The organism is Achromobacter sp. (genome assembly GCF_057314935.1).
This window is the reverse complement of record NZ_DBHKZA010000106.1, coordinates 1-16,621: the sequence shown is the minus strand read 5'-3', so window position 1 is coordinate 16,621 and position 16,621 is coordinate 1. Positions and strand designations below refer to the sequence as shown.

Annotated in this window: 15 protein-coding genes; 2 read left to right on the top strand and 13 right to left on the bottom strand. The window is 66.7% G+C overall.

Annotated elements, in window-relative coordinates:
* On the top strand, window positions 1–1,228 hold a 1,228-nt coding region (locus tag ACO6D5_RS26780), incomplete at its 5' end, for a DUF342 domain-containing protein (protein ID WP_485827060.1).
* Window positions 1,229–1,305: 77 nt separating this feature from the next.
* Here ACO6D5_RS26780 and ACO6D5_RS26775 read toward each other — a convergent pair.
* The 6 genes from ACO6D5_RS26775 to ACO6D5_RS26750 are packed head-to-tail and all read right to left on the bottom strand — an operon-like array spanning window position 1,306 to window position 7,081.
* Window positions 1,306–2,112: an SDR family oxidoreductase gene (locus ACO6D5_RS26775; protein ID WP_485827059.1), complete on the bottom strand. Its 807-nt coding sequence runs from the start codon at window positions 2,110–2,112 to the stop codon at window positions 1,306–1,308.
* Window positions 2,113–2,125: 13 nt separating this feature from the next.
* Window positions 2,126–2,734, bottom strand: a complete 609-nt coding sequence (locus ACO6D5_RS26770; protein ID WP_485827058.1) for a cysteine hydrolase family protein — start codon at window positions 2,732–2,734, stop codon at window positions 2,126–2,128.
* Window positions 2,734–3,267, bottom strand: a complete 534-nt coding sequence (locus tag ACO6D5_RS26765) for an aromatic-ring-hydroxylating dioxygenase subunit beta (protein WP_315846800.1) — start codon at window positions 3,265–3,267, stop codon at window positions 2,734–2,736. Before ACO6D5_RS26765 ends, ACO6D5_RS26770 begins: the two co-directional genes overlap by 1 nt.
* Entirely contained in the window at window positions 3,258–4,601 is a 1,344-nt protein-coding gene (locus ACO6D5_RS26760; RefSeq protein WP_485827057.1) for an aromatic ring-hydroxylating dioxygenase subunit alpha, read from the bottom strand. Before ACO6D5_RS26760 ends, ACO6D5_RS26765 begins: the two co-directional genes overlap by 10 nt.
* A gap of 9 nt (window positions 4,602–4,610) precedes the next feature.
* Complete coding sequence (locus ACO6D5_RS26755; protein WP_485827056.1) at window positions 4,611–5,855, bottom strand: dienelactone hydrolase family protein; 1,245 nt, start codon at window positions 5,853–5,855, stop codon at window positions 4,611–4,613.
* Window positions 5,856–5,902: 47 nt separating this feature from the next.
* On the bottom strand, window positions 5,903–7,081 hold the full coding sequence (locus ACO6D5_RS26750) for an ABC transporter substrate-binding protein (protein ID WP_315846797.1): 1,179 nt from the start codon (window positions 7,079–7,081) through the stop codon (window positions 5,903–5,905).
* 229 nt (window positions 7,082–7,310) lie between these two features.
* On the opposite strand from ACO6D5_RS26750, the gene ACO6D5_RS26745 reads away from it, so the two are divergent.
* The gene (locus tag ACO6D5_RS26745; RefSeq protein WP_315846796.1) at window positions 7,311–8,291 is read left to right on the top strand and encodes an AraC-like ligand-binding domain-containing protein; all 981 of its coding nucleotides are present in this window, start codon (window positions 7,311–7,313) and stop codon (window positions 8,289–8,291) included.
* Window positions 8,292–8,660: 369 nt separating this feature from the next.
* On the opposite strand, the gene ACO6D5_RS26740 is transcribed toward ACO6D5_RS26745, so the two are convergent.
* From ACO6D5_RS26740 to ACO6D5_RS26710, 7 genes are all read right to left on the bottom strand, one after another.
* On the bottom strand, window positions 8,661–9,068 hold the full coding sequence (locus tag ACO6D5_RS26740) for a RidA family protein (protein ID WP_315141072.1): 408 nt from the start codon (window positions 9,066–9,068) through the stop codon (window positions 8,661–8,663).
* A gap of 50 nt (window positions 9,069–9,118) precedes the next feature.
* Window positions 9,119–9,544, bottom strand: a complete 426-nt coding sequence (locus ACO6D5_RS26735) for an acyl-CoA thioesterase (protein WP_485827055.1) — start codon at window positions 9,542–9,544, stop codon at window positions 9,119–9,121.
* Window positions 9,545–9,565: 21 nt separating this feature from the next.
* A complete protein-coding gene (locus tag ACO6D5_RS26730; protein WP_485827054.1) occupies window positions 9,566–11,206 on the bottom strand; it encodes an AMP-binding protein in 1,641 nt (546 codons plus the stop codon).
* Between the two features lie 71 nt (window positions 11,207–11,277).
* Window positions 11,278–12,447, bottom strand: a complete 1,170-nt coding sequence (locus ACO6D5_RS26725) for an acyl-CoA dehydrogenase family protein (RefSeq protein ID WP_315846812.1) — start codon at window positions 12,445–12,447, stop codon at window positions 11,278–11,280.
* A gap of 2 nt (window positions 12,448–12,449) precedes the next feature.
* The gene (locus tag ACO6D5_RS26720) at window positions 12,450–13,307 is read right to left on the bottom strand and encodes an enoyl-CoA hydratase family protein (RefSeq protein WP_315846792.1); all 858 of its coding nucleotides are present in this window, start codon (window positions 13,305–13,307) and stop codon (window positions 12,450–12,452) included.
* Between the two features lie 43 nt (window positions 13,308–13,350).
* On the bottom strand, window positions 13,351–14,142 hold the full coding sequence (locus ACO6D5_RS26715; protein WP_485827053.1) for an SDR family NAD(P)-dependent oxidoreductase: 792 nt from the start codon (window positions 14,140–14,142) through the stop codon (window positions 13,351–13,353).
* Window positions 14,139–16,490 carry a bifunctional salicylyl-CoA 5-hydroxylase/oxidoreductase gene (locus ACO6D5_RS26710; protein ID WP_485827052.1) on the bottom strand — a complete coding sequence of 784 codons (2,352 nt, stop codon included), beginning with the start codon at window positions 16,488–16,490 and terminating at the stop codon, window positions 14,139–14,141. The genes ACO6D5_RS26715 and ACO6D5_RS26710 overlap by 4 nt, the downstream gene beginning before the upstream one ends.
* Window positions 16,491–16,621 lie beyond the last annotated feature (131 nt).

The window sequence follows — 16,621 nt, the reverse complement described above, 5'->3', positions numbered from 1 at the left end:
CGAGCAAGGCCGCAGCGCCACCGTGATGATCGCCCAGGGCACGCCGCCCACCCGCGGCACGCCGACCCGCTTTGAAAGTCTGCTGGACCGCTTGAAGCCGCGCGCCCAGGAAATCGACGAACTGGCCCAGGTGGACTACCGCGACCTGGGCAGCCTGTTGCTGGTGTCGCCCGGGACGCCGCTGATGCGCCGCGTCCCGCCGCTGCCCGGCGTGGACGGCACCAACGTGCTGGGTGAACCCGTGCTGCCGGACGAAATGCCCGATACGCCGTTCTCCAAGGACATCTCGGGCGTGGAAGTCGACCCGGAAGATCCGCTGCTGCTGCGCGCCACCATCGCCGGCACGCCCAAGCTGATCAGCCAGGGCGTACAAGTCAATCCGATGGTGGAAGTCGACGCCGTCAACCTGTCCACGGGCAACATCACCTTTGAAGGGTCGCTGCAAGTGCGCGGCGACATCGCCGCCACCATGGAAGTCCGCGTGACGGGTGACGTGGTCGTCAACGGCACCATCGAGGCCGCGCTGGTGGAAGCCGGCGGCAACGTGACCGTCAAGGGCGGGATCATCGGCATGGCCGAGGCCCTGCAGGACGCCGCGGCCACCGCCCGCACCGCCCACATCGTCTGTGGCGGCGCGCTGAAAGCGAAGTTCATCGAAAACGCGATCATCAGCGCCGGGCAGGACGTGGAAGTGGAACGCGAGATCCGGCAGAGCAGCATCGCCGCCGGCGGCAGCGTGCTGGTCGGCCCGCCGAACACGCAGCAAAGCGCCATCACCGGCGGCCAGACCCGCGCCTTGAATGCCGTGCGCGCGGGCACCATCGGCTCGCCGTCGGGCATCCCCACGATGGTGCAGGCCGGCCTGGACCCGCACGCGGACATCAAGCGCTCGGCGCTGACGCGCAAGCGCCTGAAAATGAACGAGGAAAAGGCCAAGCTGGAACAGCTGCTGATGTTCCTGAAGGCCAACCCGCAGCGCGCCCCGGGCGACGTCGTCGAGCGTGCCCGCAATACCCATGGCAAGCTCAGCGGCGAACTGCTGGCGCTGGACGCGGAAGAAGCGCAACTGGTCCGCGACCTGCTGCCGCTGCATACCGCCGTCATCACGGCGACGCGCCGCTTTTGCAGCGGCGCGAAGATCCAGTTGGGCAACAAGATGCAGGAGTTCCTGGAGGACCAGGTCGGCGGCAAAGCCGGGCTGGAAGAAGGCGAAATCGTCATCCGCTGACGCGGGCGCCGCCCGCGCCGGTCAAGGCCGCTGCGCAGGCGCGTTCCTGGCGCGAGCCCGGCGCGCCCCGGACAGGATCAGGGCGCCAGATCCTTGAACCAGACCCGCGGCGAAATGCCGCGGTCAGGTCCCAGAATGGAGAACCCGCCGTCCACCGGGATATCCACACCCGTCATCCAGGACGCGGCATCCGAACACGCGAAGCAGACGGCGGCGGCGATTTCGCTGCCCGAGCCCACGCGGCCCAGCGGATGGAAGTGCGCCCCCACCGCGTCGGCCGCCTCCCGCGAACCTCCCGACAGCTGTTCCACCGACGGCGACCACGTCCAGGCCGGCGACACCGCCAGCACGCGCACGCCAGCCGGCGCCAGTTCCACCGCGAAATTCTTGGTGATCTGCAGCAGCGCGGCCTTGGACGCGGGATACAGCGCGCGCCCGGCCGCGCCGAACTTGCCGCCCGTGCTGCCCAGGTTCACCACCACGCCGCCGCGCGGCAGGTGCGGCGCGGCGAATTGCGTGAACATCGCGGCCGACACCAGGTTCGTGTCCAGCGTGCTGTGCCATTCCTCGCGCGAGGACGCCAGCCCGCGGTCCGCGTACTGGCAAGCGTTGTTGACCAGGATGTCCAGCCGGCCGAAACGCGCCAGCGAGGCGTCGATCGCGCGCTGGATCTGGCTGTCTTGCCCGATGTCGGTCGCGCAGAACAGGGCGCGTCCGTCCAGCTCGCGGGCAAGCGCCTCGCCCGCCTGGGCGTTGCGCCCGACCAGCACCACGTTGACGCCGGCCGCGGCCAGGCCGCGCGCGATGTCGGCGCCCAAACCCTGCGTGCTGCCGGTGACGATGGCGGTCTTGCCGGCCAAGCCGGGAAAGCCTGAAAAATCCATGGATAGTCCTTGATCAGTGCGGCGCGGCGGCCCAGCGCACAGCATCGGCCACCGAGCCCGTTTGCGCAATCAACCGCATGCTGGCAAGCGACGCCTGGTGCACGGCTTCGTCGGCCGAGGCGCACGCGTCTTCGGCCACCATCACGTCAAAGCCGATGTCGGCGGCGTGGCGCACGGTGCCCTCCACCACGGAATGCGTCGCCACGCCGGCCACCACCAGCCGGCGCGCGCCGATGACCCGCAGGGTCTCTTCCAGCGGCGTGCCGTAGAACGCGCTGATGCGGGTGTGCTTCACGATGAACTCGCGCGGGCTGCCGGCCAACGGCTGCAGCCCATCGTAGAAGGCGCTGCCCCACTGCCCTTCGGGCACCGCGCCGATCGTCGCCACGTTGCGGAAGATCGCGCAGTTGGGCAGCAGGTCGGCGTAGTCGGGCCGGAAGGCGATGCGCACGTGCACGATGGGCAGCGCACGCGCCCGCGCGCCGGCCAGCAAGGCGGCGGCGCGGTCCAGCAGGCGCTGGCGCGCCCCGCTGTCGGCGTCCAGCCCGACGCGGATCTTGCCATCGGGATGCAGCACGTCGTTCTGATAGTGCAGCGCCAGCACCGCGGTGTCCGCCGTCATCAAACGAACACCTCGAACACGTCGTGCGCGTCGTCGCAGTTCACGAGATCCACGCGTTTCATGCGGATGCGCCAGCCGTCGCCCTCGGCGGCCAGCTTGTGGGTATAGCGGCCGGCCAGTTGGCGCGGCTGGCGCTTGCGCCATTCCGTCATCTGGAAGGCGGAGTGCACCACCAGGTTGCCGCCTGCATCCACGCCTTCGACCTGCACGCCGCCCACCAGCCGCACGCTACGCGTGGGCGGCTGCTGCGACCAGTTGCGGGGATGCTCCAGGCGCCGGATACGCACATCACGCAGCATGCGGTCTTCCCAGAACAGCGAAATGTGGTCGTACGGGCTTTGCTGGCCCGGCACCCGCGGCATCCAGTACATGCCGTCCGGCGTCCACAGCGACTGCCAGTCGTCGTAGCGCCGTTCGTCCAGCAGCCGCGCCTCGCGGTACAGGAACTGGGCGATGCGGTGATAGGCGTCCGCCGGCACGTCCGCCGGCGACAAACCGGCGGTTCCAACGTCGAAATCCAGGTCTAGCAGCATGCGCCTTCTCCCGTGGCGGGCGCGTTCGACGCCGCGCCGGCTTCCATATAGGTTTTCCACGCGCGGAACTGGTTGCGCATGGGCAATTCGCTGGTGCCGTTGACCGACACCAGGCCGTCGGCGTCGCTGCGGTCGCTGCCGTGGTAGCGGTGCATGCTGACCCATTCGCCGCCGCGCGTGGCGTTGCCTTCCTGGCAGCGGTTATAGAGTTCGATATCGTCCGGCATCACGTTGGACGACGGCGAGTTGATGACGTTGGCGTACAGCATGGCGCGCTTGAACACGCCGTCCGGCGCCCCCTTGCAGCGGAACGTCTGGATCTCGATCAGCGTGCGGTCCACGGCGATCGGACGGATCACGCGGAACTGCTGGAACACGGTATGGGGCGAGCCGCTGCCATAGATGACTGTGTTGTGGCGGTTCATGCCCAGGATCTCGCGGGCGCGTTCCTCGCCGTAGGCGGCCGTCAGCGTCTCGAAGTGCGCGCGCGACACGGGATCGCGTTCGGCCGCGCCAGGGTTGAAGATGCCTTCCATGTAACCGTGGCCATTGTCGTAGGCGCGCAGCTCCAGCTTCTCCCAGAACTCATAGGGTTCGCCGTTGCCGTCCATGATGTGCAGCTCAAGCGGCATTTCGCCTATTTCCTTGGCCTCGTCACGGGCCGCGGCATAGGACGATTCATGCGTCACGCGGGCATGCATGGTGTCGTGCAGGTTCTCGTAGAACACCTTCCAGTTCGACCGCTGCATCACCCGGAAAACGCCGCCCGCGACTTCGACTTCGCCGACTGGCGAGCGGTCGCACAGATTGTCGATGGAAGAGCGCACGCCGCCCAGGAAGTCCGTCAGCGCCGGGCCGTCCTTCGCCTGACTGGCGAACACGAAACCGCGATAGCTTTCCACGCGCGCCAGGCGGCGCATCGAAAACGTGGGGTCGGTGGGATCGTAAGCCGTACCCTCCAGGCCCTGCTTGAGCGGCACGCCCAGATGGCTGCCGTCCAGCTTGAAGGTCCAGGCGTGATACGGGCAGCGGAAGAACTTGCCCACGCAGCCTTCGCCGTCGGCCACCACCTTCGCGCCCTTGTGCGGGCAGCGGTTGTACAGCACGTGCACGTTGCCGTCGGAGGCGCGCACCATCAGCACGTCCTGGTCGCCCAGGCGGGTGGTGTGATAGTCGCCCGTCTTGGGCACCTGGCTTTCGTGGCCCACGTAAATCCAGGCGCGGCCGTAGATCCGCTGCATCTCCAGGTCGAAGATGGCCGGGTCGGTGTAGACGCCGCGGTGCACGCTATCGCCGCGCACCATCGCGGCCAGTTGTTCTTGCGAGTAAGACATGTCGGCCTCCTACTTGTTCGCGCTGTCTTTCCACCGCGCCATCAGCGTGTTGGACGGCAAGGTCTCGTCCAGCAGCTTGGCGGCGGTTTCACGGCCCGCCACGGGCAGCCCCTTGGGGTCCAGCAGGCCTACCTGCACCAGCACGCTGGCCTGGTCCCAATAGATGTGCTCGTGATAGAGCTTGTCGCCCCGGAACTTCACGATGGCGATCAGCGGGATTTCCACCGGCCGGCCCGTCGGCGCCACGCCGGGCAGCAACCAGTCGATCTCGGTGGTGTGCGTGAAGCAGAACAGCAGCTCGTCCACGATCTGGGTCGCACCCACGGTGCGCGACAAGGGGATCAGCCGCGTGTCGGGCGGGTTGCTGTTGACGAAATGGTGCTGGTAGAAGCGCGACAGCTCCTTGTGGCCCACGCCGCCCGTCATCGTCGGGATATGGTTCACGTAGGGTTCGGCCACCATCGTGGCCATGGTGGCGGCCACGTCGCGCGTACCGAATTCATATTCGCAGTGCTTGTCCCATAAGGCCGAATAGTCGAATTCCGGGCCGATGGCGCGCTGCAAGGCCGCCATGCTGCGCTGGTGCGCCATCAGGGCGGACGGCTTGTCGTAGTGGTCGCCGCCGGTGCGCGCGAATGCGTGGTCCATGCCCGGATACACGTAGAGCTCCACGCCCGGCTTGCCGCCCAGCGCCGCAAGGATGCGCTGGCGCGCCTCGGGCGGACAGAAGCCGTCCTGCTCGGCGATGTGCAGCACCAGGCGGCCGCGCAAGTTGGTCGCTTCTTCCAGGCTGTTTTCGATGCCCACGCCGTAATAGCCCACGGCCACGTCCACATCGGTGCGGCAGGCAGCCAGATAGGCCAGCTTGCCGCCCAGGCAATAGCCCAGCACGCCCACCCCGCCCTGCTGTTCGGGCAACGCGCGAAGCGCGGCGATCGTGGACACGATGTCTTTCAGGCCGAGCTCCACGTCGAAGCCCTGATAGAGCTCGAACGCGCGCGGCATGTCGGCAGGGCCATCGGTCAGCTGGATGCCGGGCTGCTGCCGCCAGAACAGGTCGGGCACCAGCACCACGTAGCCCTCTTCGGCCAGCAGCTGCGCCGCACGGCGCATGAAGTCGTTGACGCCGAAGATTTCCTGGCACAGCACCAGGCCGGGGCCATGGCCCGCGGCCGGCACGGCCAGGTAGGCACCAAAGGACTTGCCATCGTGCGAGGGGATCGTGATCTCGCGCGTCGTCATGTTCTGGGTCATGCGGTTCTCCTGAAATGCGTGATGCGTATTGCGTGAGGCACGCCGCCTTACTTCATCTGGCACGCGGCGGCGAACGGGTCCTGGTACTGCGTCAGCACCGTGCCCGACAGCTTGTTGGCCAGCTTGCCATCCGCGCCCGCCTCGACGACGCGCAGGTAGTAGTTCTGGACCGGATACTGGTTGCGGTTGAACTTGAAGTCACCCCGCACCGACTTGAAGTCCGCACGCCGCAGCGCCGGGCGCAACGCGTCCGCCTCCAGCTTGCCGCCCGTCTGGCGCACGGCGCTATCGAGCAGCATGGCCGCGTCGTAGCCTTGCGAGGCGTAGAGGGTCGGGCTGCGGTTGTAGGCCTTCTTGAAGTCTTCGACGAACTTGCGGTTGGCCGGGTTGTCCAGGTCTGCCGCCCACTGCGACGTGTTGCGCAAGCCCTGGATGGGCGCGCCCACCGCCGCGATCGTGTCCTCGTCGCCCGAGAAGCCGGGCGCCAGCAGCGCGATGTCTTTCGACAGGCCCGCGCCATTGAACTGCTTGATGAAATTCACACCCATGCCGCCGGGCAGGAAGAAGAACACCGCATCCGGCTTGCTGGCCCGCAGCCGGGTGATCTCGACCCCGTAGTCCAATTGGCCGAGTTGGGTGTAGATCTCTTCGGACAGGCCGCCCTTGTACAGGCGCTTGAACCCGTTGAGCGATTCGCGGCCGCCCGGATAGTCCGGCGCGATCAGCGCCACGCTCTTGTAGCCCTGGTCGGCAGCGTACTTGCCCATCGCAGCCGGAATGTCTTCGTTTTGCCAGGCCACCGCGAAGAAATTCGGATTACAGCCCGCGCCGGCATAGTTTTCCGGCCCAGTATTGGTGCTGAGATAGATCGTGCCCGACTGCAAAATGGCCGGCATCACCGGCAGCAGCACGTTCGAGAACACGATCCCCGTCATGATGTCCACGCGATCGCGCTTGAGCAGCCGCTCCACCGCCTGACGGCCCGTGTCCGCCTTTTGCTGATCATCGGCCACCACCACTTCCGCCGGCAGGCCGCCCAGCTTGCCGCCGGTATGCTGCAGCGCCAGATTGAAGCCGTCGCGGATCTCGTTGCCCAACGCCGAGCCCGGCCCGGACAGCGTCGTCAGCAAGCCCACCTTGACCTTGTCGGCCGCCGAGGCCCCCGCTGCGGCCGCCATGCAGACCAGCGCCGCCAGCGCACGCCGGCTCCAGAGATTTCGATTCATGAGCCACCCCGTTTGCACCGCCAGCCCCGCTGGCGGAAAGCTGACAGATCCCGTCTGCCGTCGGTTCACGCATGCTGCCGATCCACGTCGCCACCTAGCGTATGCCGCCGGGCGGCTGCGCTCTATCCGAATATGGTCGGTTTTATCCGGGATTCACTTAATTCCCAACCCGGGGCGATTAAATTACTCTGGCCGCAGATACGGGAGCGTTCCCGTCCCGGAGGCATCCATGCACGGCTGGTCCCGACTCACGCTTGCGCCCTTGCTCAAACGGCGCGTGTTCAGTTCCACCCACCAGGACGAGACGCGCACGCGCGTGTCCGAAGCGCTGAAGGAACATCGCCTGACGTGGAAAGGCGGCCGCGTGGACGCCGAACTGAACCGGGGCCGTTTCGGCTCGCTGACGGTCTGTACGTTGCGCTACGGCGCCGAAGTCCACATCGAACCCGACCGCCTGCAGGATTTCATGCTGGTGCAGGTGCCGCTGCGCGGCCGCGCCTGTATCGAATGCGGCGACGAGCGCGTCAACGCCAACCCCGATTGCGCCGCCGTCATCGCCCCCAACCGCCCGCTGCGGCTGCACTGGGAAGCGGGCTGCGAACAGCTGCTGCTGAAGATTCCCCGCGGCAAACTGGAAGCCATCGGCCAACGCGCCTTCGGCGACGCCGCCTCCCGCCCGCTGGACTTCAGCCCCGCGCTGCGCCTGGACACTCCCATCGGCGCGGTCTGGCGCAGCATGATGACCGGCCTGATCCACCTGTTGCCCACCCTGGACGACGGCGCCCTGCGCCCGCCCGCCGCGTGGCTGGAGCACATGGAAGACAGCCTGATCCTGCACCTGCTCTACAACCAGCCCAACACCTGGCAGACCCCGTCCGGCCAAACCCCGTCCGTCCCGCGCCGCCTGACGCTGGCCGAGACCTACATGCGCGACCACCTCTCAGCCCCGCTCACCCTGACCGACATCGCCCGCCACGCCGGCGCCAGCGCCACCGCCTTGACCCGCCTGTTCCAGGAACACCGCGACACCACCCCCATGAACGCGCTGCGCGCCTTGCGGCTGGACACGGCAAGGCAAAAACTGAAGACGAACGCCACCGCCAGCGTGACCGAAGTCGCGCTGGGCGTCGGATTCGGACATCTGGGAAGGTTTTCCGAGTATTACCGCGAACGGTTCGGCGAACTGCCGAGAGAGACACGACGCGGGTGATGCGCAGCGAAGCCAGCAACGCCACGACGCAAGACGATGCGTAAGCGCCACGAGGCCGCCCGCGCGGCCGGCATGGCGCGGGCCCCGCAAGATCTTCCACCACACCCCGACGTTGAAGGGAACCCCAAGCACGCCGATCTCCCCGGCTGCCGTGAGGCTGCTACAGGCGCAGTCCGACGCGTCGGTGGCCTGGGGTGCGAGGGGAGTCGATAAGCCCGACGGAATCCGAAGGCAGCCGCCATAGGCGGCAACGAGGATGAGGAAGGGGCAGTCCGGAGCGAAGGCTCCGGACCGCAATCGTTGACCCGAGTCGCCCCAGGCCACCGACGCGACGGACGTCAAAAGAACCCTAAAACACCCTGCAAAGAATCAAACTCCCGGCACCACAGCCGTCACTTCAATCTCCACCTTAGCCCGATCCTCAACCAGATCCGCCACTTCCACCGCCGTCATCGCCGGAAAATGCCGCCCGATGAATTCCCGGTAGTGCTTGCCGATCGCCGGATACGCCGCCACGTACGCGTCCTTATCCGTGACGTACCACGTCATCCGGACAATATGCTCAGGCTTCGCGCCGCCTTCGGCCAGGATGGCGACAATGTTCGACAGCGTCTGGCGGACCTGGTCCGCCAGGTCATCCGATTCGAACTGCTGCTGGCCATTCCACCCCACCTGCCCGCCCACGAACACGAGCTTGCTGCCCACCGTCATTTCGGTAAGCACGCCATTCGAATAGCCCCGGGGCGCCATCCAATCCGGCGGTTGCAGAATCTTCATAACGTCTCATCCTATTTTTAAAAAAACAAACTACAGGGTGGCCCCGCCGCTTACGCCGCGGCAACCAGATAAGCCTGCATGCGTTCCCGCAAGTCCGCAGGCAGCGGCATGGACTTCATCGTCCGCAAATCCACCGTCACGATCGTCAGCGTCGCCGACAAGCGCAACTGGCCGTCAGGCCCTTCGAAACGCACCAGCGCCTTGAACGACGCCCCGCCGATACGCTGCACTTCCAGCGTCTGGCGCAGGCGCTCGTGCCAGCGGCTGGGCGCGCTGAAATCGCACGTCACCGACGCCATCGGCGTGCCGATGTGGCGATCGACGTGCAGCGCGTGGAACGGCAGCCCCATGCCCTTGTCGAACCATTCTTCGACAAAGTCGTTGATCATCTCGAAATAGCGCGGGTAGAAGACAATGCCCGCGGGGTCGCAATGACGGAAGCGGACTTCTACCTGGCTGATGAAAGGAGCGGCCATGATGATTTCCCGGTTACCTGTTCAAGCCATCTTGCGCAGCGCGAAACGTTGCAGCTTGCCCGTTTCGGTACGGGGCAGCGCCGCCACGAATTCGATCGCGCGCGGGTATTTGTACGGCGCGATGCTGGCCTTCACGAAGGTCTGCATCGCCGCCACGAGTTCATCGCTGGGCGCATAGCCCGGCTTGAGCACCACGAACGCCTTGACGAGCTGGCCGCGCTCGTCGCACGGCGCGCCCACCACGCCGCATTCCGCCACGGCCTCGTGGCGCAGCAGCGCGTCCTCGACTTCCGGGCCGGCGATGTTGTAGCCCGCCGACACGATCATGTCGTCATTGCGCGCCTGGTAGAACAGATAGCCCTCATCGTCCTGCATGAAGGTATCGCCCGGCAGGTTCCAGCCGCTTTGCACGAAGCGGCGCTGGCGCTCGTCGGCCAGGTAGCGGCAGCCGGTCGGGCCCTTGACCGCCAGGCGGCCCACGGTGCCGTTGGGCACCGGATTCATGTCGTCGTCGACCACCTGCGCCACATAGCCCGGCACCACCTTGCCGATCGCGCCGCGCTTGACCGATTCCGGCGGACTGGACACGAACACGTGAATCATTTCGGTTCCGCCGATGCCGTCGATCATCTCGATGCCGCTGGCCTGCTTCCAAAGCTGGCGGGTGGCGTCCGGCAGGGCTTCCCCGGCCGACACGCTCTTCTTCAGCGACGACAGGTCGAACTTGCCGACCAGCGCCGCCATCTGGCGGTAGAACGTGGGCGCGGTAAAGACGATGGTCGCGCGAAAGTCCTGGATCAGTTCCAGCAGGCTTTCCGGCGTCAGCTTTTCGGCCAGCACGGTGCTGGCGCCCACGCGCAGCGGGAAGCACAGCAGGCCGCCCAGGCCGAACGTGAAGGCCAAGGGAGGCGTGCCGCAGAAGATGTCGTCCGGCCCCGGCTTGATGACGTGCTTGGGAAAGAGGTCGCACATCGCCAGCACATCGCGGTGAAAGTGCATGCAGCCCTTGGGCGAACCCGTGGTGCCGCTGGTGAAGGCGATCAGGCACACGTCGTCGGACGCCGTATCGCAGGCGGCGAAATCGTCCGGCTTGGCGGCCGCCAACGCGTCCAGCGCATCCGGCCCCGTGTCGTTGAAGTACATCACCTGCGACAGGCCGGGGCAATGGTGCTCGTGGTCGGGCTGGGCGCAGAACTGCGCTTCTTCCTTCAGGCGGGCATCGCACAGCACGGCCTGGATCTGCGCCTTCTCGATGATCTGCTTGAGCTCCTTGGCGCGCAGCAGCGGCATCGTGGGCACCGTCACCAGGCCTGCCTTGATCGCGGCCAGCCAGGACGCGGCCATCATCGGGTTGTTCGGCCCGCGCAAGAGCAGCCGGTTGCCGGCGACGAGTTTCATGTCCTCGGTCAGCACGCGCGCGATGCGGTTGGTCAGCGCGGCCAGTTCGCGGTAGGTCATGGTGGCCGGCTTGCCATCCTGGCGCCAGCGCAGCGCGACGCGCTCGCCGAAGCCGCGGCCGACCATGGCGTCCACAAGCTCGACGGCGCAATTGAACCGCTTCGGATAGGCCACGTCGGGGCCGTCCAGCAGGAATTCTGGCCATTGGTCGCCCGGGGGCAGATTGTCCCGGGCGAAAGTGTCGATGTGGGCGGATGCTTCCATAAGATTCCCCTTGCTATGCGATGCGGTGCGGTGTGGTTGGCGTTGCGAAATGGCGAGGGCTCGATGGCCCCTTATGCCTTCAGCAATTCACGGGCGATGATCAACTTCTGCACTTCGGTGGCGCCTTCGTAGATACGCAGCGCTCTGATTTCCCTGTAAAGCTTCTCCACCGGCATCCCCGACACCACGCCCGCGCCCCCGAACATCTGGAGCGCGCGGTCGATCACGGTCTGCGCCGATTCCGTAGCCATCATCTTGGCCATCGCCGCTTCACGCGTGGTGCGCAGCTTCTGCACGTCGCGCATCCACGCGGCGCGGTACGTCAGCAGCGCGGAGGCGTCGATGGCGGTCGCCATGTCGCCCAGCGCCGCTTGCGTCAATTGCAGGTCGGCCAGGGTCTGGCCGAACATGCGGCGCGACTTGGCGCGCGCCAATCCCTCATCCAGCGCCCGGCGGGCAAAGCCCAGCGCGGCCGCCGCCACCGATGCGCGGAAGATGTCCAGCGTCATCATGGCCAGCTTGAAACCCTGGCCCGCGTCGCCCAGGCGATGCGACAAGGGGATGCGGCAGTTGTCGAAGGTGATCGTGGCCAGCGGATGCGGCGCGATCAGTTCGATGCGCTCGCTGACTTCGAAACCCGGGGTGTCGGCATCCACGACGAACGCGCTGATGCCGCGCGCGCCGGGCGCTTCGCCGGTGCGGGCGAAGACGACATAGAAGTCGGCGATGCCGCCGTTGGAAATCCAGGTCTTGGCGCCGTTCAGCACGTAGTGGTCGCCGTCCAGCCTGGCTTCGCAAGCCAGGGCGGCCACGTCCGACCCCGCATCCGGTTCGGACAGCGCGAAGGCGGCGATCTTCTCGCCGCTTGCCACGCGCGGCAGGTAGCGCTGGCGCAGGTCGTCGGAGCCCATCAGCGAAATGGCGCCGCTGCCCAGGCCCTGCATCGCGAACGCGAAATCGGCCAGCCCTTCATGGCGGGCAAACGTTTCGCGCAGGATGCACACCGCGCGGGAATCCACTTCCGGCAATGCGCCGCCCCAGGCGCCGCCGGGGCCGCCCGCAACCGCGTAGCGCAGCCAGCCGGCCTGGCCCATGGCCTTCACCAGTTTCTTGCAGGCCGCATCCGCGTCGTGATGGTCGACGTCGCCCAGCGATTTTTCGCACCAGGCGTCGACGTCATGCGCCAGCTTGCGGTGCGCGTCGTCGAAAAAGGGCCAGTCCAGCCAGCTAGCGTCGCGCATCATCAGTTCCCCTCGAAGACCGGCTTTTGCTTGGCCACGAAGGCCTCGTAGGCGCGGTGGAAATCGCGCGTCTGCATGCAGATGGCCTGGGCCTCGGCTTCGGCTTCGATGGCCTCGTCCACGCCCATGTTCCATTCCTGATGCAGCAGCTTCTTGGTGACGCCGTGCGCGAAGGTCGGGCCCGCGGCCAATTGCGCCGCCAGCGTCTGGGCGGCTTCGCCCAGCTTGTCGGATGCGTGCAGGGCATTGAAAAAGCCCCAGCTGGCGCCCTCGTCGGCCGTCATGGCGCGGCCGGTGTACAACAGTTCAGAAGCGCGGCCCTGGCCGATCATGCGCGGCAGCAAGGTGCATGCGCCCATGTCGGCGCCGGCCAGGCCCACCCGTGTGAACAGGAAGGCGGTGCGCGCGGCAGGGGTGCCCAGGCGCATGTCGGACGCCAGCGCCACCATCGCGCCCGCGCCGGCGCAAACGCCGTCCACCGCGGCCACGATGGGCTGCGGGCAGGCGCGCATGGCCTTGACGAGGTCGCCCGTCATGCGGGTGAAGTCCAGCAGTTCCGGCATCGTCATCTTGGTCAGCGGACCGATGATCTCGTGCACGTCGCCGCCCGAGCAGAAGTTGCCGCCCGCGCCCGTCACGACCACGACCTTGACGTCGGTGGCATACACCAGCGAGCGGAACAGGTCGCGCAGTTCGGCGTAGGAGTCGAACGTCAACGGGTTCTTGCGTTCCGGACGGTTCAGGGTGACGGTGCCGATCTTGCCGTCGGCCGACACCTGCCACAGGAACGTCTTGGCCTGATAGCCGGCCAGCGGACGCTTGTGGTGCTTCATGGTGTGCTCTTCGGACTGGGTGCTCATGGTGTCTCCGTTCGTTATCCTGGGTTGATGGGACGCGCCGGCCTCAGCCGGTCATCACTTCGCCGCCGTCCACGGCGATCGCCTGGCCGTTGATGGAGGCGGACGCCGGGAGCGCCAGCCAGGCCACCGTCTCGGCCACTTCTTCGGGCTGCACCAGGCGGCCCTGCGGGTTGCGCTCGGCCAGCTTGGCCCGGGCGGCTTCCGGCGTCATGCCGGTTTTGTCCACAATGTTGGTGACCGCGCCGCGCACGATGTCGGTTTCGGTGTAGCCGGGGCACACCGCATTGACGGTGACGCCCTTTTGCGCGGTTTCCAGCGCCAGCGACCGGGTCAGGCCGATCACGCCGTGCTTGGCGGCGCAGTAGGCGCTGACATAGCCGTACCCGATCAAGCCCGCCGTGCTGGCCACGTTGATCACCCGCCCCCACTTTTCCTGCAGCATGCCGGGCAACGCCGCCTGGATGCAGTGGAACGTGCCCGTCAGGTTGACGGCGATCATCTGCTGCCACAGCGCCGCGTCGGTGCGGTCAAAGCGCTGGCTCACGGCCTGGCCGGCGTTGTTCACCAGCACCAGCACCGGGCCGAATTCGATTTCGGCCTGCGCGAACGCCGCGCGCACCGACGCTTCGTCGGCGATGTCCGCGCTGACGGTCTGCACCTGGCCCAGGCTGGCCAGGCTGTCGGCGGCCGCCTCCAGCGCCGCGCCGTCGCGGCCCAGCAGCGTGACGCGCGCGCCACGCGCCAAGAGCGCACGCGCGCTGGCCAAGCCGATGCCGCGGGCGCCGCCCGTCACCAGCGCATGGCGCCCGGCAAGGGGTTGCGGGATTGTCGTCATTTGATATCCAGTTGCGCCATGGCGGCAGCGCGTTCGAAGTTGGTTTCCAGCTGGCGCTTGCCGGCGAAGTACTGGCTGGGCCAGGCCACGTCGGTGTAGCCCACCCGCGCCGCTTCACGCAGCGTCCAGGACGCGTCGGCCAGATGGGGACGCGCCAGGGCGCACAGGTCGGCGCGGCCCGAAGCGATGATGCCGTTGGCGTGGTCGGCTTCGAAGATGGCGCCCACCGCGATGGTGGGAATGCCGGCTTCGTTGCGCACGCGGTCGGCGAACGGGGTCTGGAACATGCGGCCGTAGACGGGCTTTTCTTCCTTGCTGACCTGACCCGACGAGCAATCGATCATGTCGGCGCCGGCGGCCTTGAAGTGGCGCGCGATCGCTACCGCGTCATCGGCGGTGATGCCGCCTTCGACCCAGTCGCTGGCGGAAATCCGCACGGACATGGGCTTGTCTTCGGGCCACACGGCGCGCACGGCGTGGAAGACTTCCAGCGGGAAGCGCAGGCGGTTTTCCAGGCTGCCGCCGTATTCGTCTTCGCGGCGGTTGGTCAGCGGCGAGATGAAGCTGGACAGCAGGTAGCCGTGGGCGCAGTGCAGTTCCAGCCAGTCGAAGCCGGCTTCGGCGGCGCGGCGGGCGGCGGCCACGAAGTTGTCGCGCACCGCGTCCATGTCGGCGCGCGTCATGGCGCGCGGTGTCTGCGACACACCTTCGATGTAGGGCAAGGCGGACGCCGACAGCAGCGGCCAGTTGCCTTCGGCCAGCGGGTGGTCGATCTTCTGCCAGCCCAATTGCGTCGATCCCTTGCGCCCGGCATGGCCCAACTGCACGCCGATGCGGGCGTCGCTGTTGCCGTGCACAAAATTGACGATGCGGGAAAAGGCCTGCGTCTGCTCGTCGTTCCACAGCCCCGGGCAGCCCGGGGTGATGCGGCCGTCGGGCGACACGCAGGTCATTTCAACCATGACCAGGCCGGCTCCGCCCATGGCGCGCGCGCCCAGGTGCACCAGATGAAAGTCGCCCGGCACGCCGTCTGTGCACGAATACATGGCCATCGGCGACACCAGGATGCGGTTCTTAAGACGCACCCCCCGCACCTGGTAAGGCGTCAGCATCGGGATGGCGGGACGCTTGCCGGACGCCGCCGGCGCGCCGGCGCGTTCCGCGATCCAGCGCTCGAAGCCTTCCAGCCAGGCGGGATCGCGCAAGCGCAGGTTTTCGTGCGAGATGCGCTGCGAACGGGTCAGCAGCGAATAGGCGAATTGCTCGGGTTCCAGTTCCGCGTAACGCTCGACGTTTTCGAACCATTCGGTGGAATTGCGGGCGGCGTTCTGGATCTTCAGCACTTCGACGCTGCGCACTTCCTCGTAGTGCTTCAGGCCATGCTCCACGCTGCCTTCCGCGCCGCTCAGGCAGCGGGCAAGCTCGATAGAGTCTTCCAGCGCCAATTTGGTGCCGGAGCCGATGGAGAAGTGGGCGGTATGGGCGGCGTCGCCCATCAGCACGACGGGCACGCGGCGCTGGCCGCGGGCGGTCTCCAGCGTATTCCAGTGCACCCAGGTATTGCAGATGACGCGCGGGAAGCGGATCCAGATGGCCGAGCCGCGCAGGTGCGAGGCGTTGCTGATCAGCGCATTGCCGTCCAGCCAGGGCGCGAACAGCTTTTCGCAGTACGCAATGCCCTCTTCCTGGCTCATCTGCTCGATGCCAGCGGCCTGCCAGGTTTCCTCGGGCGTTTCCACGATGAAGGTGGACATGCCGTCTTCGTAACGGTAGGCGTGGGCCTGGAACCAGCCGTGCTCGGTCTGCACGAAGGCGAAGGTGAAGGCGTCGAACACCTTCTTGGTGCCCAGCCAGACGAAACGGCAGCGGCGCTGGTCGATGTCGGGGTGGAAGGTGTCGGCGTAACGGGTACGGATCTGGCTGTTGATGCCGTCGGAGGCGATGACGAGGTCGGCGTCGTATTCGCGGGCGATGGCCTGGTCGTCCTGGACGAAGTTCTCGAACACCAGCTTGACGCCGACGTCTTCGCAACGCGCCTGCAGGATGTTCAACAGCTTCTTGCGGCCGATGCCGATGAAGCCATGGCCGCTGCTGCGGATGCTGCGGCCCTTGAAGTTGATGTCGATGTCGTCCCAATGGTTGAACGCATCGCCGATGGTCTGGGCGGAAACGGGGTCTGCTTCGCGCAGGTTCTGCATGGTGGCATCGGAGAACACGACGCCCCAGCCGAACGTGTCATACGGCCGGTTGCGTTCGATGACGGTGATCTCGTTCGCGGGGTTCTGCAATTTCATCAGCAGACCGAAATACAGGCCGGCGGGACCGCCGCCGATGCAGACTATTTTCATTGCCGTAACGCTCCGAGGTACGCGACAGTCGCTCGTTTATCGGGAGCGGGGCGCCGCGGATATTTAGGTCTGGATAGTTTAGGCTTGAAATATATACCTGAAGCGGGGGGATCGCAAATGGGGGAAATCTA